Origin of the sequence: Streptomyces sp. NPDC005931 (assembly GCF_042871235.1) — a bacterium.
Lineage (GTDB): Bacteria > Actinomycetota > Actinomycetes > Streptomycetales > Streptomycetaceae > Streptomyces.
Genome location: NZ_JBIAIG010000012.1, coordinates 158,440 through 176,638 on the forward strand (window position 1 = coordinate 158,440; position 18,199 = coordinate 176,638).

General features: G+C 72.6%; 16 protein-coding genes. 11 read left to right on the top strand and 5 right to left on the bottom strand.

The window, feature by feature from the left end; translation table 11 throughout:
• Positions 1–17: 17 nt before the first annotated feature.
• Genes hutU through hutI form a run of 4 tightly spaced genes read left to right on the top strand, consistent with a single transcriptional unit; the run spans position 18 to position 5,513 of the window.
• Complete coding sequence (gene hutU, locus ACFYOV_RS25690; RefSeq protein ID WP_389091129.1) at positions 18–1,682, top strand: urocanate hydratase; 1,665 nt, start codon at positions 18–20, stop codon at positions 1,680–1,682.
• Positions 1,679–2,896 carry an allantoate amidohydrolase gene (locus ACFYOV_RS25695; protein ID WP_389091132.1) on the top strand — a complete coding sequence of 406 codons (1,218 nt, stop codon included), beginning with the start codon at positions 1,679–1,681 and terminating at the stop codon, positions 2,894–2,896. The genes hutU and ACFYOV_RS25695 overlap by 4 nt, the downstream gene beginning before the upstream one ends.
• Positions 2,887–4,227 (top strand): formimidoylglutamate deiminase, encoded by a 1,341-nt coding sequence (locus ACFYOV_RS25700; RefSeq protein WP_389091255.1) that lies wholly within the window; start codon positions 2,887–2,889, stop codon positions 4,225–4,227. Before ACFYOV_RS25695 ends, ACFYOV_RS25700 begins: the two co-directional genes overlap by 10 nt.
• Positions 4,224–5,513 carry an imidazolonepropionase gene (gene hutI, locus ACFYOV_RS25705; protein WP_389091134.1) on the top strand — a complete coding sequence of 430 codons (1,290 nt, stop codon included), beginning with the start codon at positions 4,224–4,226 and terminating at the stop codon, positions 5,511–5,513. The genes ACFYOV_RS25700 and hutI overlap by 4 nt, the downstream gene beginning before the upstream one ends.
• 33 nt (positions 5,514–5,546) lie before the next feature.
• Here hutI and ACFYOV_RS25710 read toward each other — a convergent pair whose 3' ends face one another.
• Both ACFYOV_RS25710 and ACFYOV_RS25715 read right to left on the bottom strand, forming a co-directional pair.
• Positions 5,547–7,136 carry a ricin-type beta-trefoil lectin domain protein gene (locus tag ACFYOV_RS25710; protein ID WP_389091137.1) on the bottom strand — a complete coding sequence of 530 codons (1,590 nt, stop codon included), beginning with the start codon at positions 7,134–7,136 and terminating at the stop codon, positions 5,547–5,549.
• Between the two features lie 183 nt (positions 7,137–7,319).
• Complete coding sequence (locus ACFYOV_RS25715) at positions 7,320–8,246, bottom strand: RNA polymerase sigma factor SigF (RefSeq protein WP_389091139.1); 927 nt, start codon at positions 8,244–8,246, stop codon at positions 7,320–7,322.
• A 239-nt stretch (positions 8,247–8,485) separates the two neighbouring features.
• Here ACFYOV_RS25715 and ACFYOV_RS25720 point away from each other — a divergent pair, with 239 nt between their 5' ends.
• Positions 8,486–8,863: an STAS domain-containing protein gene (locus ACFYOV_RS25720; protein WP_389091142.1), complete on the top strand. Its 378-nt coding sequence runs from the start codon at positions 8,486–8,488 to the stop codon at positions 8,861–8,863.
• Between the two features lie 237 nt (positions 8,864–9,100).
• Positions 9,101–9,673 carry an ATP-binding protein gene (locus ACFYOV_RS25725; RefSeq protein ID WP_389091144.1) on the top strand — a complete coding sequence of 191 codons (573 nt, stop codon included), beginning with the start codon at positions 9,101–9,103 and terminating at the stop codon, positions 9,671–9,673.
• Between the two features lie 323 nt (positions 9,674–9,996).
• On the opposite strand, the gene ACFYOV_RS25730 is transcribed toward ACFYOV_RS25725, so the two are convergent.
• Complete coding sequence (locus ACFYOV_RS25730) at positions 9,997–11,493, bottom strand: oligopeptide:H+ symporter (RefSeq protein ID WP_389091145.1); 1,497 nt, start codon at positions 11,491–11,493, stop codon at positions 9,997–9,999.
• Positions 11,494–12,011: 518 nt separating this feature from the next.
• On the opposite strand from ACFYOV_RS25730, the gene ACFYOV_RS25735 reads away from it, so the two are divergent.
• Both ACFYOV_RS25735 and ACFYOV_RS25740 read left to right on the top strand, forming a co-directional pair.
• Entirely contained in the window at positions 12,012–12,689 is a 678-nt protein-coding gene (locus ACFYOV_RS25735) for a response regulator transcription factor (protein ID WP_389091147.1), read from the top strand.
• Positions 12,690–12,744: 55 nt separating this feature from the next.
• Positions 12,745–14,019 carry an ATP-binding protein gene (locus tag ACFYOV_RS25740; RefSeq protein WP_389091150.1) on the top strand — a complete coding sequence of 425 codons (1,275 nt, stop codon included), beginning with the start codon at positions 12,745–12,747 and terminating at the stop codon, positions 14,017–14,019.
• A gap of 37 nt (positions 14,020–14,056) precedes the next feature.
• Here ACFYOV_RS25740 and ACFYOV_RS25745 read toward each other — a convergent pair whose 3' ends face one another.
• The gene (locus ACFYOV_RS25745) at positions 14,057–14,560 is read right to left on the bottom strand and encodes a GtrA family protein (protein ID WP_389091257.1); all 504 of its coding nucleotides are present in this window, start codon (positions 14,558–14,560) and stop codon (positions 14,057–14,059) included.
• A gap of 152 nt (positions 14,561–14,712) precedes the next feature.
• On the opposite strand from ACFYOV_RS25745, the gene ACFYOV_RS25750 reads away from it, so the two are divergent.
• Genes ACFYOV_RS25750 through ACFYOV_RS25760 form a run of 3 tightly spaced genes read left to right on the top strand, consistent with a single transcriptional unit; the run spans position 14,713 to position 17,620 of the window.
• Positions 14,713–15,906: a 5-(carboxyamino)imidazole ribonucleotide synthase gene (locus ACFYOV_RS25750; RefSeq protein WP_389091152.1), complete on the top strand. Its 1,194-nt coding sequence runs from the start codon at positions 14,713–14,715 to the stop codon at positions 15,904–15,906.
• Positions 15,903–16,427, top strand: a complete 525-nt coding sequence (gene purE, locus ACFYOV_RS25755; RefSeq protein WP_389091154.1) for a 5-(carboxyamino)imidazole ribonucleotide mutase — start codon at positions 15,903–15,905, stop codon at positions 16,425–16,427. Before ACFYOV_RS25750 ends, purE begins: the two co-directional genes overlap by 4 nt.
• 5 nt (positions 16,428–16,432) lie before the next feature.
• The gene (locus ACFYOV_RS25760) at positions 16,433–17,620 is read left to right on the top strand and encodes a dipeptidase (protein WP_389091258.1); all 1,188 of its coding nucleotides are present in this window, start codon (positions 16,433–16,435) and stop codon (positions 17,618–17,620) included.
• A gap of 87 nt (positions 17,621–17,707) precedes the next feature.
• On the opposite strand, the gene ACFYOV_RS25765 is transcribed toward ACFYOV_RS25760, so the two are convergent.
• On the bottom strand, positions 17,708–18,109 hold the full coding sequence (locus ACFYOV_RS25765) for a hypothetical protein (RefSeq protein WP_389091156.1): 402 nt from the start codon (positions 18,107–18,109) through the stop codon (positions 17,708–17,710).
• Between the last annotated feature and the right edge of the window lie 90 nt (positions 18,110–18,199).

Consider the following 18,199-nt stretch of genomic DNA (forward strand, 5'->3'; position numbering starts at 1 on the left):
CCACCAGGAGGCAGACCATGTCAGGACCCCGCCCCGTCCGAGCGCCGCGCGGCACGGAACCGAGCGCCCTGGGATGGCAGCAGGAGGCCGCCCTGCGCATGCTCCAGAACAACCTCGACCCCGAGGTCGCCGAGCACCCCGACCGGCTCGTCGTCTACGGCGGCACCGGCAAGGCCGCCCGCGACTGGCGCTCCTTCGACGCCATGGTCCGCACCCTGCGCACCCTCAAGCAGGACGAGACGATGCTCGTCCAGTCCGGCCGCCCGGTCGGCGTCATGCAGACCCACGAATGGGCCCCGCGCGTCCTCATCGCCAACTCCAACCTCGTCGGCGACTGGGCCACCTGGGAGGAGTTCCGCCGCCTGGAGGCCCTCGGCCTGACCATGTACGGGCAGATGACCGCCGGCTCCTGGATCTACATCGGCACCCAGGGCATCCTCCAGGGCACCTACGAGACCTTCGCCGCCGTCGCCGCGAAGAAGTTCGGCGGCTCGCTGGCCGGGACCATCACCCTGACCGCCGGCCTCGGCGGCATGGGCGGTGCCCAGCCGCTCGCCGTCACCATGAACGACGGCGTGGCGATCTGCGTCGACTGCGACCCGCGCGCGATCGAGCGCCGCATCGAGCACCGGTACCTGGACGTCAGGGCCGACTCCCTGGAGCACGCCCTCCGACTCGCCGTCGACGCGCGCGACCGGCGCGTACCGCTGTCCATCGGCGTCCTCGGCAACGCCGCCGAACTGGTCCCGCAGCTCCTCGCCATGGGCGCCCCCATCGACATCGTCACGGACCAGACCTCGGCCCACGACCCGCTGGCCTACCTCCCCGTCGGCGTCGCCTTCGAGGACATGGCCGCCCGCGCGGCCGAGGACCCGGCCGGCTTCACCGCCCGCGCCCGCGAGTCCATGGCCCGGCACGTCGAGGCGATGGTCGGCTTCATGGACGCCGGCGCCGAGGTCTTCGACTACGGCAACTCCATCCGCGGCGAGGCCCAGCTCGCCGGGTACGACCGGGCGTTCGCCTTCCCCGGCTTCGTCCCCGCCTACATCCGGCCGCTGTTCTGCGAGGGCAAGGGCCCCTTCCGCTGGGCCGCCCTCTCCGGCGACCCGGCCGACATCGCCAGGACCGACAAGGCGATCCTCGACCTCTTCCCGGAGAACGAGTCCCTGGCCCGCTGGATCCGCATGGCCGGCGAACGCGTCCACTTCCAGGGCCTGCCCGCGCGCATCTGCTGGCTCGGCTACGGCGAGCGGGACAGGGCCGGTGAGCGGTTCAACGACATGGTCGCGAGCGGCGAGCTGTCCGCGCCGATCGTCATCGGCCGCGACCACCTCGACTGCGGGTCCGTCGCCTCCCCCTACCGCGAGACCGAGGCGATGCTCGACGGCTCCGACGCGATCGCCGACTGGCCACTGCTGAACGCGATGGTCAACGTGGCGTCCGGGGCGTCCTGGGTGTCCCTCCACCACGGGGGCGGTGTGGGCATGGGCCGGTCGATCCACGCGGGCCAGGTGACCGTGGCCGACGGGACGGCGCTGGCCGGCGAGAAGATCCGGCGGGTGCTGACCAACGATCCCGGTATGGGCGTCATCCGGCACGTGGACGCCGGATACGACATCGCCGAGTCGGTGGCGCAGGAGCGGGGCGTACGGGTGCCCATGCGTGAGGGTGACGACGCGTGACCTTCCACAGCATGTGGGCGGAGCTGCTGCCGATCGGCCGCAGCTCCGACTCCGGCGGCTACCGCCGTTTCGCCTGGACGGCCGCCGACGCCGAGTGCCGGGCCTGGTTCAAGGAGCAGGCCGAGTCCCGCGGGCTGCTCTACGAGGTCGACCGGAACGGCAACCAGTGGGCCTGGCTCGGGGATCCCGCCGCCGGGGACGCCGTCGTCACCGGGTCGCACCTGGACTCCGTGCCCGACGGTGGGGCCTTCGACGGGCCCCTGGGTGTCGTGTCCGCGTTCGCCGCGCTGGACGAAGTCCGCGGCCGAGCAGTGGAGTTCACCAAGCCCGTCGCCGTCGTCAACTTCGGTGACGAGGAAGGCGCCCGGTTCGGGCTGGCCTGTGTCGGGTCGCGGCTGACCGCCGGTCGGCTCACCGTCGAGCAGGCGCACCGGTTGACGGACGGGGACGGCGTCACCCTGCCGGGGGCCATGGAGGCCGCCGGGTACGACCCCGAGGCCATCGGACCCGACCCGGAGCGGCTCGCCCGCATCGGCGCCTTCGTGGAACTGCACGTCGAGCAGGGCCGGGCACTGGACCTGTCCGACGACCACGTGGGCATCGCCAGTGCCATCTGGCCGCACGGACGCTGGCGGTTCGACTTCCGGGGCGAGGCCAACCACGCCGGCACCACACGCCTCGCGGACCGGCGCGACCCCATGCTGTCGTACGCCGAGACGGTCCTCGCCGCCCGCCGCGAGGCACAGCTCGCCGGTGCCGTCGCCACCTTCGGCAAGATCTCCGTCGCGCCGAACGGCGTCAACGCCGTTCCCTCCCTGGTGCGGGGCTGGCTGGACTCGCGTGCCGCCGAACAGGAGACCCTGGACACCGTGGTCGACGGCATCGAGAAGGCGGCCCGCGAACACGCCGCCGCGCACGGCGTCGATCTGGAGGTCGTCCGGGAGTCCTTCACGCCCGTCGTCGAGTTCGACCACGCCCTGCGCGACGAACTGGGCCGCATCCTCGGCAAGGACACCGGCCTCACGGTGCCCGTCCTCGGTACCGGCGCCGGACACGACGCCGGAATCCTCTCCGGGACCGTCCCGACCGCCATGCTGTTCGTGCGCAACCCCACCGGCGTCTCCCACTCCCCGGCCGAGTTCGCGGCCGAGGACGACTGTGTGGCCGGGGTGCTCGCGCTCGCCGACGTACTGGAAGGGCTGGCCTGCACGTGACGCGGACGTACTGGTTGGAGCACGCCTGGCTCGGCGACAGGGTCGAGCCGGGGGTCGCCGTCGAGGTCGCGGACGGGCGTATCGGCGCCGTCCGCACGGACACGCCCACCCCGCCTCCCGGTGCCGCGGCCCTGCGCGGGCTCACACTGCCGGGGTTGGCGAACGCCCACTCGCACGCCTTCCACCGCGCCCTGCGCGGCACCGTCCAGGTCGGCTCGGGCACCTTCTGGACCTGGCGAGAGGTGATGTACTCCGTCGCCGACCGGCTCACCCCGGACACGTACCACGCGCTCGCCCGCGCCGTGTACGCCGAGATGGCCCTCGCCGGCATCACCGCCGTGGGCGAGTTCCACTACCTGCACCACGCGCCCGGCGGCACCCCGTACGCCGACCCCAACGCGATGGGGGAGGCCCTGATCGCAGCCGCCGCCGAGGCCGGCATCCGCATCACCCTCCTCGACACCGCCTACCTCTCCTCCGGCTTCGGGCAGCCGCCCAACGCGCACCAGCTCCGCTTCTCCGACGGCACGGCGGACGCCTGGGCCGAACGCTGTTCCCTGCTCGAGGAACGGGACCACGCGAGGATCGGCGCGGCGATCCACTCCGTACGGGCCGTGCCCGCGGACCAGCTGTCCACCGTGGCACGGTGGGCCGAGGACCGCGGGGCGCCGCTGCACGTCCACCTCTCCGAGCAGACCGCCGAGAACGAGGCCTGCCGGGAGGTCCACGGCTGCACCCCGGCGCAGCTCCTCGCCCTGCACGGTGTCCTCGGACGGCGCACCACCGGCGTCCACAACACCCACCTCACCGCCGAGGACGTCTCCCTCATCGGCGGCAGCGGCACGGGCACCTGCATGTGCCCCACCACCGAGCGGGACCTCGCGGACGGCATCGGGCCGGCCGTCGCCCTCCAGAACGAGGGCTCGCCCCTCTGTCTCGGCTCCGACAGCCACGCCGTGATCGACCTGCTCGAAGAGGCCCGCGCGATGGAGCTCAACGAGCGCCTGCGGACCCGCACGCGAGGTCACTGGACCGCGGCGGCCCTGCTGCGGGCGGCCTCGGCCGACGGCCATGCGGCCCTCGGCTGGGACGGGGCGGGCACGCTGGAGCCCGGTGCGCTCGCCGACTTCACGACGATCAGGCTCGACTCGGTCAGGACGGCGGGGCCACCTCCGCGGCTCGGGGCCGAGACGGCCGTCTTCGCCGCGTCGGCAGCGGACGTGTCGCACACGGTCGTGGCAGGTCGGCACGTGGTGCGGGACGGGGCCCACACCCTCGTACCGGACGTGCCGAAGGCCCTCGCGGAAGCCGTCGAAGCCCTGCGCGCATGATTCAGGGCCGCCCGCCCGCACGGCCCGCCCCCGGACCCCACCCCACCGCCGACCAGGCCAGCAAGGACGCCATGAGCAACGCGACGACCCACAGCCCCGCCCACTCCGCGAGCACCGCCAGCACGCTCATCACCAACATCGCCGCCCTGGTCACCAACGACCCCTCTCTCGGTGACAGTTCTCCCCTCGGACTGATCCAGGACGCGGCCGTCGTCATCGAGGGCGACCGCGTCGTGTGGACCGGTGATCACAGCAAAGCACCCGCCACTGACAACCGGGTCGACGCAGGTGGCCGGGCGGTTGTTCCCGGCTTCGTCGACTCCCACTCGCACCTCGTCTTCGCGGGAGACCGCACCGAGGAGTTCAACGCCCGCATGTCCGGCCGTCCCTACCGCGCCGGCGGCATCCGCACCACCGTCGCCGCCACCCGCGCCGCGACCGAGGCGGAACTGGAGGCCAACCTCACCCGTTACCTCACCGAGGCCCTGCGCCAGGGCACCACGACCTTCGAGACCAAGTCGGGCTACGGGCTGACCGTCGAGGACGAGGCCCGCGCCCTGCGCGTCGCCGCCGCGCACACCGACGAGGTCACCTACCTCGGCGCGCACATCGTCGCCCCCGAGTTCGCCGACGACCCCGCCGCCTACGTCGCCCTGGTCACCGGCGAGATGCTCGACGCCTGCGCCCCGCACGCCCGCTGGATCGACGTCTTCTGCGAGCAGGGCGCCTTCGACGGCGACCAGGCCCGCGCCGTCCTCACCGCCGGCCGGGCGAAGGGCCTTCATCCGCGCATCCACGCCAACCAGCTCTCCCACGGCCCCGGTGTCCGGCTCGCCGTCGAGCTCGACGCGGCCAGCGCCGACCACTGCACCCACCTCACCGACGCCGACGTCGACGCCCTGGCGAACAGCCGTACGGTCGCCACGCTGCTGCCCGGCGCCGAGTTCTCCACCCGCGCCCCGTGGCCCGACGCCCGCCGCCTGCTGGACGCCGGGGTCACGGTCGCGCTCTCCACGGACTGCAACCCGGGGTCGTCCTTCACGTCCTCCGTGCCGTTCTGCATCGCCCTGGCCGTGCGGGACATGGGGATGACACCGGACGAGGCGGTGTGGGCGGCCACCGCGGGCGGTGCCGCGGCCCTGCGCCGCACCGACGTCGGCCGCCTCACCCCGGGCGCGTACGCCGATCTGACGGTGCTCGACGCCCCCAGCCATGTCCACCTGGCCTACCGGCCGGGCGTGCCGCTGGTGACGCAGGTGTGGCGCCGCGGCGCCCGCGTGATCTGACGGACCGCCAAGTCGAGGTTTCGGCGGAGCCCTTCAGCGGGCTCCCGCCCGCCACCGCTGCTCCGTCCTGCCGTCGAGCGACCGCAGGGCCAGCCACGGCCCCTCCGGGGTGACGGCGGTGTCGTAGGCGATGCCGGGGCGGATGCGGCCGTCGCCGTCGACGGCGAAACGGAGGTTCAGGCCGTTGCGGCCGTCGACCGAGTCGCACACCCAGATCCCGACGCCGCGCTCCACCGAACCCCGGCTGTCCAGGCAGTAGTCGGTGTCGGCGAACGACTGGACGACCCCCCGCCCGGAGTCCACCCGCCACCGCTGCGTCGGGGAGGAGGTGCAGCGCGCCATGACGACGTCGTTGCCCTTCTCCAGGAATCCGTCCCGGATGTCCAGGCAGAGCCCGGAGGCGACATTGACCACCTGCGCGAACGCGGACCCCGGCGGATACGTGGGGGAGGGCTCGGGGGTCGGCTCCGGGCTCGGGGTGCGGGACGGCGACGCGGTCCGGGAGGGGGCGGGGGACGTGGCGGCAGCCGAGGCGGACGGGGCCGACGGCGAGGGCGAGGAGGACGGCGACGGCGACATCGACGGGGTGGCCGCGACGGTCGCCGTCACCGTGACCGGCGGGGCCGTCGGGACATGTGCGGCGCTCACCGGCTCCTGGTCCCCGCTCCCACCGCTCAGCAGGAACAACACCAGGGGGGTCAGCGCCACGCCGAGGGCCGCCGAGGCCAGCGCGAGCCGCCGCGACGGCGGCCACGCCGGCTCCGCGGCACGGCTCGGGGGAACGGCCTCGTCCGGGTCGCCTGTCACATACGCCGTGCCCGCCCAGGGCAGCAGCCCCTCGGCCAGCGCGGTGCGCGGCGTCCGGCGCAGGGCGCGCTGCTCCTCGTAGGCGGCCGTGCAGTGCGGGCAGTGCGCCATGTGGGTGTGCAGGTCGGCGCTGTCGCGCGGGTGGTCGGGGCGCACCGATTCCTCGATCAGCCGCCGGAATCCGCCGCAACTGGGATCGTCGGACGCGGCCAGCCGGGCCCGCAGGCAGGACCGGGCCAGGGTCTGGAGCGCCGATCGCGTGCCGTGGGCGACGTCCTCGCGGTCGATGCCGAGCAGGGTGGCGGTGCGTTCGTCCGGCTCCCGGTCGACCACGCCGTACCAGATCAGGCCCTGGGCGCGGGGCGGCAGATTGCGGAACGCGGTGAGCAGCGGCGGCACCGGCCCGCCGGGGCCCGCGGTGTTCACGACCAGCAACAGCCCCGGGTCGAGCGCGCCGGAGCGGTCGTCCGTGGCCCAGGCCGCGGCGAGCTTCCCGGCGAGCAGCAGCAGCCGGTGGCGCAGCGGGCCGCCGCCGTCGGTCCCGCGCGCGACCTCCCGGGCGGCCCGGGTGAACGCCTGCGCGGCGAGCTGCCGGGCCGAGGCGTCGCCGGCCGTGCACAGCCGGGCGTAGGCGAGCACCGAGGGGCTGTGCCGGGCGCGCAGTTCCCGGAGGGCCGCGTAGGCGGTCCCGGTGTCGGCGCGCAGCAGTTCCGTCAGCCGCGCGTCGGAGGCGCCGGCGTGCGCCTCCCCCGCGGCTTCGACTTCCCTGCCGGTCCCGTCGTCGGACCCGTCGTCGGTCCCGTCGGCCCGAGCCATCAGCTGCCTCCTCGCCACCCACGACGCCGCGCATCGCGGCACGCACGCACCCCGAAGGACCGGCCCTGACGGACCGGCCAGTTTGTGGGGGTGCCCATAGTGGTGGATGAAGGCGGGCCGAGAAAGACGTTTCCCCGGGTAACCGGGGCGGCCCGGCGCCGCTCCCGGCGCCGGGCCCGCGGGTCACTCCTCGACGGTCAGCGCCTTGCGCAGCCGCACCAGCGTCCGCGACAGCAGCCGCGACACGTGCATCTGCGAGATGCCGAGCTCCTCGCCGATCTCCGACTGGGTCATGCCGGCGACGAAGCGCAGCGACAGGATCCTCCGGTCCCGCGGCGGGAGGTCGGCGATCAGCGGCTTCAGGGACTCGACGTACTCGATGCCCTCGAGCCCGTGGTCCTCGTACCCGATCCGGTCGGCCAGCGCGCCCTCGGCGTCGTCCTCCTCGGGCTGGGCGTCCAGCGAGGAGGCGGTGTAGGCGTTCGACGCGGCCATGCCCTCGACGACTTCTTCGTTGGTGATCCCCAGGCGCTCTGCCAGTTCGGCCACCGTCGGCGCGCGGTCGAGCTGCTGGGCCAGTTCGTCCCCGGCCTTGGCCAGGTCGAGCCGGAGCTCCTGGAGGCGGCGCGGGACGCGCACGGACCACGAGGTGTCGCGGAAGAAACGCTTGATCTCGCCGACGATGGTCGGCATCGCGAACGTGGGGAACTCCACACCGCGCGAGAGCTCGAACCGGTCGATCGCCTTGATCAGCCCGATGGTGCCGACCTGGACGATGTCCTCCATCGGCTCGCTGCGGGAGCGGAAGCGGGAGGCGGCGAACTTGACGAGCGCGAGATTGAGTTCGACGAGCGTGTTGCGTACGTACGAGTACTCGTGGGTGCCTTCGTCCAGCGATTCGAGCCGCTCGAAGAGGGTCTTGGACAGAGCCCGTGCGTCGACCGGGCCCACCTCGTCGTAGGGGGGAATGTCCGGAAGTCCGGCGAGTAGGTCGCCCGGGACGACGGTCGTGTCGTCCTGCTCGATGGGATCCAGATGTTCCGGAGGGGGTGTCGACGTCGCATTCTGGGTACGCGATCCGTCGAGCCGGGGTGACATGATGTCCTCCATCGTTCTCGGCATATGGCTGCCGAAGCCAGTACGTGCACTGCGGTGTGCGGCGCCTCCAAAGCCGGCCGTGTCGGGTGCGTGTCCTTACTAGCCCTACCCGCTCCCCCGAGCCCACCGCAAGTGCATTCTGTTCGCATATGTCGGTTTGTGGGTGATTGTTCAGGTGTCGGAGCCCGGCGGGAGGGCGTAATGTTCGAGGGCGTCAGGAAGCAGACACGACGTCGGGAGAGAGAGACGGCATGGACCGCGGGACGGTCGGCAGCGCACAGTCGGGCCGGCTTCTGGTCGAGGTGCGAGAAGAGGGCCTTAGTGCCGTCGTGACTCCGGCGGGTGAGTTGGATCACCACACCGCCGATTTGTTGCGTGAGCCACTGGAGGACTGCCTCGCCAAGGGATTCAAGCGGCTTGTCATCGACTGTTCGCGACTGGAGTTCTGCGACTCCACGGGGCTCAACGTGCTGCTCGGTGCCCGGCTGAAGGCGGAGGCGGCCGGGGGTGGGGTGCACCTGGTGGGCATGCAGCCCGTGGTCGCACGCGTCTTCGAGATCACGGGGGCGGACGCGGTGTTCTCCGTCCACGACACTCTCGACGCGGCCCTGGCCGACGACTCCGGATGATCCGCGTGGGAGGGCCGGCGCGGCGTCCCGGCCGCGGTCGACCGGTGTCCGGCTCCGGGCGCGTTTCTCCGTGTGCAAACGGGGGTGTTCCACCGGTCCGCTCGGGCAGGAGACATCTGGAGTTGTCGGCTGCCGTGGTGGCGCGGGTGCGGAGAACCGACCCGCCGCGCACTGCGTGACTGACGGTGTAGGGATTTTCTGAATGGTGAACCGGTGAATCGGTGAGGTGAAGCGCTGATGAGCACCACCCGGCCTTACTCGCCGGGCGACCGCGGTCCGGAGCCCAGCGGCGCTTCCGGAGCGCCCGGGGGCGGCGCGCCGGCGGCGAGTGCGCCCGACGGGGGCGTGGCCGCGCCGTCCGGGCCGGCGGGGTCCGCGGGGTCGTCAGGGACGTCGGCGGGCGGCCAGGTCCGCCGGCTGAGTTTCGACGACCAGAGCGGTGTCGTGCCGCTGGCCCGCGACTTCACCCGCCAGGCGCTGTACGCGTGGGGCTGGCTGCCCGCCGCCACCGCCGACCAGCGGGCCGCCGCCGAGGACGTCCTGCTCGTCGTCTCGGAGCTGGTCACCAACGCCTGCCTGCACGCCGAGGGCCCGGACCAGTTGCACCTCACCTGCGACAACAAGGTGATCCGGATCGAGGTCACCGACCGGGGCACCGGCCAGCCGGCCCCGCGCACCCCGCACCGTGCGGGCCGGCCCGGTGGCCACGGCATGTTCATCGTGCAGCGGCTCTGCCTGGACTGGGGGGTGGTCCGCACCCCCGGCGTCGCGGGCAAGACCGTGTGGGCGGAACTCGGAGCCCCCGCCTAGTACGCGCGGCGCCCACGCCCGGCACGCGTCGGAGCCCGCCCGGCACCCGTACCGGCCCCGGCGTCGCGCTCGGGCCCGAGCGTCCTCCCGGATCACCGCCGGTTCGGCAGCCTTCCCGAGCCGGCGTTTCGTGTGTCATCGCACGTCACTCCCCACGCGCCCCGGCCGTCACCGGTCCGTCGGCGGACCGTCGGCGACGCACCGCGCACCCGTCGTCCCGCCTCACGCCCCCGCACGTCCCGGACACGCCGGAGGGCCCCGCACCCGTCGGGATGCGGGGCCCTCGGCCGGCCGTCAGGTGGCCGGCGCCGGGTCGGCGGGACTCAGCGCACGTCCCCCATCAGGGACTTGACCTTGTTGCGGTACATCCACACCGCGACACCGGCGACCATCGCGAGGCCGGCCTCCATCGCGACGATGCCCGTCTTGTTCAGGTCGACGCCGGCGATCGAGAGCAGACCGGTCGTGGCGTCGCCCGCGGTGACCGCGAGGAACCAGACGCCCATCATCTGCGAGGCGTACTTCGAGGGCGCCATCTTCGTGGTGACCGACAGGCCCACCGGGGAGAGCAGCAGCTCACCGACGGTCTGGGTGAAGTAGATCGCCACCAGCCACAGTGCCGCCGCCTTGTGACCGCCCTCGGCGATCGACAGCGGGGCGAGGAACAGGAAGAAGGACGCGCCGACCAGCAGCAGACCGGAGGCGAACTTCACGATCGTGCTGGGCTCCTTGCCGCGCCGGTTCAGCGCCAGCCAGATCCAGGCGAAGACCGGGGCCAGCGCCATGATCAGCACCGGGTTGACCGACTGGTACCAGGAGACCGGGAACTCCCAGCCCAGGACGCGGTTGTCGGCGGAGGAGTCGGCGAAGATCGACAGGGTCGAGCCGCCCTGGTCGTAGATCATCCAGAACACGGCCGCGGCGACGAAGAACCAGATGTACGCCGACATCTTCGACTGCTCCGCGCGGTCCAGCTCCTTGTCCCGCTTGATCCGGGCCAGCACCATCACCGGGATGATCACACCGAGCAGGGTCAGCGGGACCAGGATCCAGTTCAGCGTGTAGTGGCCGGAGAAGCCGACGATCGCGTACGCGACCACGGCGATGCCCGCCCACAGCGCGGCCTTGCGCAGCGTGGAGGCCGTCTCCTCGGCCGACAGCGGCTTCGGCACGACGCTGGAGTGAGCGTCCAGGTGACGGCTGCCCAGCAGGAACTGCGCCAGGCCCAGCGCCATGCCGAGCGCGGCCAGCGCGAAGCCCAGGTGCCAGTTGACGCTCTCACCGATGGTGCCGATGACCAGGGGTGCGGCGAAGGCACCGAGGTTGATGCCCATGTAGAAGACGGTGAAGCCACCGTCGCGGCGCGGGTCGTCCGGACCGTCGTAGAGGTGGCCCACCATCGTCGAGATGTTGGCCTTCAGCAGACCGGAGCCGATGGCGACCAGGCCGAGGCCCGCGAAGAAGGTGCCGGAGGCGGGCAGGGCCAGCGTGAGATGGCCCAGCATGATGACCGCGCCGGCGACGGCGACGGTCTTGCGGGGCCCCCACACGCGGTCGCCGAACCAGCCGCCCGGCATCGCGAGCAGGTACACCAGCGACACGTACACCGAGTAGATCGCGGTCGCGGCGCCCGCGCCCAGGTTCAGGCCGCCCGGAGCGACGAGGTACAGCGGGAGCAGAGCCCTCATGCCGTAGTAGGAGAACCGCTCCCACATCTCGGTCATGAAGAGAGTGGCCAGTCCGCGGGGGTGGCCGAAGAAGGTCTTCTCGGAACCGGGGGTGCCCGGGGTGACCGAGTCCTTCGTCAGGCTGGACGCCATGGTCGTTCCTTGCTGGTCGGGACGCGTCGCGCGGGAACGCGCAAGCGCCCGGTGGGGGCCGGCACCGGCGGGCCCTGCCGTCCACCCCACGCCCGGGGGAGTCCGCTCCGGATCGCGGAGCGGCGGACGGCGACCACCGGGATCCACGCCCTGCCGCGCACCACTGCGCGACGAGGCCCGGCCACAGGTCATTCCTTCCGGGGCCGGCGGGACGCACCCCGACGACCCGCACACAAAAGGAGACCCTCGGCGTCAGTGCCGCCAAAGGTCCCCCGGGTGCAACAGGCGTGGATTCACCATACGGCAGGACACTGCCGGATATGGAAGAACTTGAGACAGGGATCACAGGTTTGAAGGGAACTGCGATCGCCCATTCCAAGGTCCTTTCCAGGATCGCACCCCACACACCCAGGTCCGTACCAGGTCCCCGGAAGGTGAGAAATGGATGTGCCGAAGGTAAGAATCACCGCGGGCGATCACACCCCGGCGCGTACCGCGGCGGGACTACCATCACTGCCATGACCCGTGTACTGCTCGCCGAGGACGACGCGTCCATCTCGGAGCCGCTGGCCCGCGCCCTGCGCCGGGAGGGCTACGAGGTCGAGGTGCGTGAGGACGGACCCAGCGCGCTCGACGCCGGAATCCAGGGGGGCGTCGACCTGGTGGTGCTGGACCTCGGGCTGCCCGGCATGGACGGCCTGGAGGTCGCCCGGCGGCTGCGCTCCGAGGGGCACGCGGTTCCCATCCTGATCCTGACCGCGCGGGCCGACGAGGTGGACACCGTGGTCGGCCTGGACGCGGGCGCCGACGACTACGTCACCAAGCCCTTCCGGCTCGCCGAACTGCTCGCCCGGGTGCGGGCCCTGCTCCGGCGCGGTGCCGCCGAGCCGCAGCAGCCGCCCGCCACCCACGGCGTGCGCATCGACGTCGAGTCGCACCGGGCCTGGATGGGCGAGGAGGAACTCCAGCTCACCGCGAAGGAGTTCGACCTGCTGCGGGTGCTGGTCCGGGACGCGGGCCGGGTCGTCACCCGCGATCAGCTGATGCGGGAGGTCTGGGACACCACCTGGTGGTCCTCCACCAAGACCCTCGACATGCACATCTCCTGGCTGCGCAAGAAGCTCGGCGACGACGCGGCCAACCCCCGCTACATCGCGACCGTGCGCGGCGTGGGCTTCCGATTCGAGAAGAGCTGAACCCGGCCGTGGTCCGCCGCGCGCCGCGTCGCGGGTTCGTGTGGGGTAAGAGGACATGCGCCGCCGTCTGATCCAGTCCACGCTCGCCGTGGTGCTCGTCGTGATCGCCGTATTCGGCGTCTCCCTGGTGATCGTGGAGACCCGCACCATCACCGAGAGCGCCCGCGAGCGGGTGGAGTCCGAGGCGGTCCGGCTCGCCAGCATCGTCGACAGCCGGCTGATCGTCGAGGAGCAGGTCAGCGCCGAGGTGCTGCGCGACCAGGTCGCCGAGGACCGCTACGCGGTGATCCGCATCCCCGGCAAGCCGCCCATCGAGGTGGGCAGCAAGCCGGACGGCGACGTGATCACCGCCTCGGCGGGGGGCGAGGAGGGCGAGACGGTCACCGTCCAGGAGCCGCGCTCCTCGGTGACCCGGGAGGTCGGCCGCACCCTGCTGATCATCGGGCTGGTGGCGCTGCTGGCGGTGATCGCCGCCGTGCTGCTGGCGATCCGCCAGGCCAACCGCCTCGCCTCCCCGCTGACCGACCTCGCGGAGACCGCCGAACGCCTCGGCTCCGGCGACCCCCGCCCCCGGCACAAGCGGTACGGGGTCCCCGAGCTGGACCGGGTCGCGGACGTGCTGGACGCCTCCGCCGAGCGCATCGCCCGCATGCTGACCGCCGAGCGGCGGCTGGCCGCCGACGCCTCCCACCAGCTGCGCACCCCGCTGACCGCGCTGTCCATGCGGCTGGAGGAGATCACCCTCACCGACGACCTGGACACCGTGAAGGACGAGGCCACGATCGCGCTGACGCAGGTGGAGCGGCTGACGGACGTCGTGCAGCGGCTGCTGACCAACTCCCGCGACCCGCGCACCGGCTCCGCCGTCACGTTCGACCTGGACGAGGTCATCCAGCAGCAGCTCGCCGAGTGGCGCCCCGCCTACCGCAGCGCGGGCCGCGCGATCGTCAGCTCCGGCAAGCGGAACCTGAAGGCCGTGGGCACACCGGGCGCGGTCGCCCAGGTCCTGGCCGCGCTGATCGAGAACTCGCTGATGCACGGCGGTGGCACGGTGGCCCTGCGCACCCGGGTCACCGGGAACCAGGTCGTCATCGAGGTCACCGACGAGGGGCCCGGCGTCCCCGCCGACCTGGGCGCGCGGATCTTCGAACGGGCGATCAGCGGCCGCAACTCCACCGGTATCGGTCTGGCGGTCGCCCGGGACCTGGCGGAGGCGGACGGCGGACGGCTGGAGATGCTCCAGGCCAAGCCCGCGGTCTTCGGCCTGTTCCTCTCCCGTACGCCGCCGCGGAAGTCCTCGGACGACGCCGGCAGCCGTACGGTGCGCTGACCCGGCCCCGCCTTGCCGGGGCACCCGCTGCCTGGCGCTAGGGAACCCGCTGCCTGGCCGGCTGCCGGGAGCCGTCCCCCTTGGCGACCGGATCCGCCCCCGCCGCCGGATCGCGGACCGGCAGCGCGCGGAACACCCACGTGCGGTAGGACCAGAAGCGGAACAGCGTGGCGACGGCGATGCCGAGGAACTTGAAGATGTTGCTCTGCAACGGGCTGTCCCAGCCGAAGCCGTACGTGGCCGCGTAGAGCAGGCCGTTCTCGATCACCAGGCCGACCACGCTGAACAGCAGGAACAGCGACATCTCACGCGTACGGCGGTTCTTGTCGCGGTCGCGGTACGTGAAGTACCGGAAGCCGAGGTAGTTGAAGGCGATGGCGACGACGGTAGCGATGACGCTGGCGCGCACCACCTGCAGGTCGGTGACGTGCCGCACGAGGTTGAACACGCCGAGGTTGACGAGCAGGCCCGCTCCGCCCACCGCGCCGAACTTGGCGACCTCCTGGAAGAGCCGCCGGAGCCCCGAGGAACCGCGTCCCATCGCCTGAAGGCTCCCGTCCGTCGGTTGTGTCAACCCAGCCATGCTAACCACCCTTCCGCGCGATCTTCCTGCGGACGACGCCGTGGACCGCAGACCGTCCCGCGGGGCGGGCGGGAAATCGGCCACCGTGGCGCGGCCGATACCCTGGGGACGTGACGTTCCCGGTAGTCGGCATGGTCGGCGGTGGCCAGCTCGCTCGTATGACACACGAGGCGGGCATCCCGCTCGGCATCAGGTTCAAGCTCCTCAGTGACACTCCGCAGGATTCCGCGGCGCAGGTCGTCGGTGATGTCGTCGTCGGCGACTACCGCGACCTGGACACGCTGCGCGAGTTCGCGCGCGGCTGCGACGTGATCACCTTCGATCACGAGCACGTGCCCACCGAGCACCTCAGGGCGCTGGAGGCGGACGGCATCCCCGTCCGTCCCGGCCCCGACGCGCTGGTGCACGCCCAGGACAAGGGGGTGATGCGCGCGAAGCTCGACGCGATCGGCGTGCCCTGCCCGCGGCACCGCATCGTCTCCGATCCGGCCGACGTGGCCGCGTTCGCGGCCGAGCTCGAAACGGGCGGGCCCGCAGGGCCCTCCGGCGAGGACGGCGGCCGGCGGCGGGCGGGCGGCTTCCCCGTCGTGCTCAAGACCGTCCGCGGCGGTTACGACGGCAAGGGCGTGTGGGTCGTGCACTCCGCGGAGGAGGCCGCCGAGCCGTTCAAGGCCGGCGTGCCCGTGCTCGCCGAGGAGAAGGTCGACTTCGTGCGCGAACTGGCCGCCAACGTGGTGCGTTCCCCGCACGGCCAGGCCGTGGCCTACCCGGTCGTGGAGTCCCGGCAGGTCGACGGCGTCTGCGACACGGTCATCGCCCCCGCCCCCGACCTCGACGAGGCCCTGGCCCTCGAAGCCGAGCGGATGGCGCTGAACATCGCCAAGGAACTGGGCGTCGTCGGCCATCTCGCCGTGGAGCTGTTCCAGACCCGCGACGGCCGCATCCTCGTCAACGAGCTCGCGATGCGCCCGCACAACTCCGGTCACTGGTCCATGGACGGCGCGATCACCAGTCAGTTCGCCAACCACGTGCGCGCCGTCCTCGACCTGCCGCTCGGCGACCCGCGCCCGCGCGCGAAGTGGACGGTCATGGTCAACGTCCTGGGCGGCGACTACCCGGACATGTACTCCGCGTACCTGCACTGCATGGCCCGCGACCCCCAGCTGAAGATCCACATGTACGGCAAGGACGTGAAGCCCGGCCGCAAGGTGGGCCATGTCAACACCTACGGCGACGACCTGGACGACGTGCTGGAGCGCGCCCGTCACGCAGCCGGTTACCTGAGAGGCACGATCACCGAATGAGCCCAGTTGTCGGCATTGTCATGGGGTCGGACTCCGACTGGCCCGTCATGGAGGCGGCGGCCAAGGCCCTCGACGAGTTCGAGATCGGCTACGAGGTCGACGTCGTCTCCGCGCACCGCATGCCCCGCGAGATGATCACGTACGGCGAGCAGGCCGCGGACCGCGGGCTGAAGGTGATCATCGCGGGTGCGGGCGGCGCCGCCCACCTGCCCGGCATGCTCGCCTCCGTCACCCCGCTGCCGGTCATCGGCGTGCCCGTGCCGCTGAAGTACCTCGACGGCATGGACTCCCTGCTGTCCATCGTGCAGATGCCGGCCGGAGTCCCGGTCGCCACCGTCTCGGTGGCCGGAGCCCGCAATGCCGGTCTGCTCGCGGCCCGCATCCTCGCCGCGCACGACGAGGAACTCCTCGGGCGGATGCGGGAGTTCCAGCAGGACCTGAACGACCAGGCCACGGAGAAGGGCAAGCGGCTGCGCGCCAAGGTCGAGGGCTCCGCGAACGGCTTCGGCTTCGGGAAGTGAGCCCGGTGACCTCCCTCGACGACGCCCGCGCGCTCCTCGCCGAGTTCCCCGTCGTCGACGGGCACAACGACCTGCCCTGGGCGCTGCGCGAACAGGTCCGCTACGACCTCGACGTCCGCGACATCGCCGGCGACCAGAGCGCCCACCTGCACACCGACATCCCGCGGCTGCGCGCGGGCGGGGTCGGTGCGCAGTTCTGGTCGGTGTACGTGCGCGCGGACCTGCCCGACCCGGTGCCGGCCACCCTGGAGCAGATCGACTGCGTGCGGCAGCTCCAGGCCCGTCACCCCCGGGACCTGACGCCCGCGCTCACCGCCGCCGACATGGAGGCGGCGCGCGGCGAGGGACGCATCGCCTCCCTCATGGGCGCGGAGGGCGGGCACTCCATCGCGGGCTCGCTCGGCACCCTGCGGGGGCTGTACGCCCTCGGCGTGCGCTACATGACCCTCACGCACAACGACAACGTGCCGTGGGCGGACTCGGCGACCGACGAGCCCCGGGTGGGTGGCCTGTCGGCGTTCGGGCGTGAGGTCGTGCGGGAGATGAACCGGCTCGGCATGCTGGTCGACCTCTCCCACGTCGCCGCCACCACGATGCGGGACGCGCTGGACACCACGACCGCGCCGGTGCTCTTCTCCCACTCCTCGGCCCGCGCGGTCTGCGACCACCCCCGCAACATCCCCGACGACGTGCTGGAACGGCTGCCCGCCAACGGGGGTGTCGCGATGGTGACGTTCGTGCCCAAGTTCGTCCTCCGGGCGGCCGTCGAGTGGACGGCCGCGGCCGACGAGAACATGCGCGCCCACGGCTTCCACCCGCTCGACACCACGGCCGAGGCCATGAAGGTCCACCGCGCCTTCGAGGAGCGCACCCCGCGCCCGGTCGCCACGGCGGCCACGGTCGCCGACCACCTGGACCACATGCGCGAGGTCGCCGGGATCGACCACCTCGGCATCGGCGGCGACTACGACGGCACCGCGTTCACCCCGGACGGCCTCGACGACGTCTCCGGCTACCCGAACCTGATCGCGGAACTGCTGGACCGCGGTTGGTCCAAGGCCGATCTGGCCAAGCTGACCTGGAAGAACGCGGTGCGCGTGCTGGGCGACGCGGAGGACGTGGCGCGGCACCTTCAGGCGACCCGCGCGCCGTCCAACGCCACGCCGGAATCGCTGGACGGCACCGACGTCTGAGCCCGCGCGGCCAGGTCGTCGAGGGTGGGGTGGTCGGTGCAGCCGGCCGCCCCGCCCCGTACATGAGGCAGCGGTCGCGCACTTCGTTCAGTGGTGCGCCCAGCCGCAGCCGCCGCACCGGGTCGGGATCGGCAGGATGGGCCGGCCGAGCGCGATCAGGTCCGCGTCGGCGCTCGGCAGCCGCTCGGCCGCCCGCGGCACGGCCTCGGTGGTCGGCTCCGGCAGGACGGGGTCGGCGATCAGCGTGCCCGGCCAGGCTGCCCGGATCCGGTGGAACAAGGGGTGCGTCCGGGTCGGTGTACACCAGAGGTGCCGGTACCCGAGTCCCAGCCCCGCCGGCGCCCCGGCCAGGGCCGGCCAGGGCCGGGTGGAGGGCGTCGGTGCCGCCCTCCTCGGTGCCGTCCCGGTGAGCCCGGGGGAGAGCCGCACCCCCACCCGCTCCGGGCCGATCGCCGCGGTGACGCCGAGGGCGTGCCGCGACTGCGGCACGCCCCGTCCTCCGCCGTCCACGCGACCCACCGGCGCCGCTCCGCGTCGACGACGGCGGACGATCACGGCGCCGGACGGCTGAGCCGTCCG

Coding starts and splice junctions, on each gene's coding strand:
- hutU (WP_389091129.1), top strand. CDS start 18: ATGTCAGGACCCCGCCCCGTCCGAGCGCCGCGCGGCACGGAACCGAGC.
- ACFYOV_RS25730 (WP_389091145.1), bottom strand. CDS start 11,493: ATGGCGTCCAGCCTGACGAAGGACTCGGTCACCCCGGGCACCCCCGGT.
- ACFYOV_RS25745 (WP_389091257.1), bottom strand. CDS start 14,560: ATGGGACGCGGTTCCTCGGGGCTCCGGCGGCTCTTCCAGGAGGTCGCC.
- ACFYOV_RS25715 (WP_389091139.1), bottom strand. CDS start 8,246: ATGGAGGACATCATGTCACCCCGGCTCGACGGATCGCGTACCCAGAAT.
- ACFYOV_RS25725 (WP_389091144.1), top strand. CDS start 9,101: ATGAGCACCACCCGGCCTTACTCGCCGGGCGACCGCGGTCCGGAGCCC.
- hutI (WP_389091134.1), top strand. CDS start 4,224: ATGATTCAGGGCCGCCCGCCCGCACGGCCCGCCCCCGGACCCCACCCC.
- purE (WP_389091154.1), top strand. CDS start 15,903: ATGAGCCCAGTTGTCGGCATTGTCATGGGGTCGGACTCCGACTGGCCC.
- ACFYOV_RS25740 (WP_389091150.1), top strand. CDS start 12,745: ATGCGCCGCCGTCTGATCCAGTCCACGCTCGCCGTGGTGCTCGTCGTG.
- ACFYOV_RS25735 (WP_389091147.1), top strand. CDS start 12,012: ATGACCCGTGTACTGCTCGCCGAGGACGACGCGTCCATCTCGGAGCCG.
- ACFYOV_RS25720 (WP_389091142.1), top strand. CDS start 8,486: ATGGACCGCGGGACGGTCGGCAGCGCACAGTCGGGCCGGCTTCTGGTC.
- ACFYOV_RS25710 (WP_389091137.1), bottom strand. CDS start 7,136: ATGGCTCGGGCCGACGGGACCGACGACGGGTCCGACGACGGGACCGGC.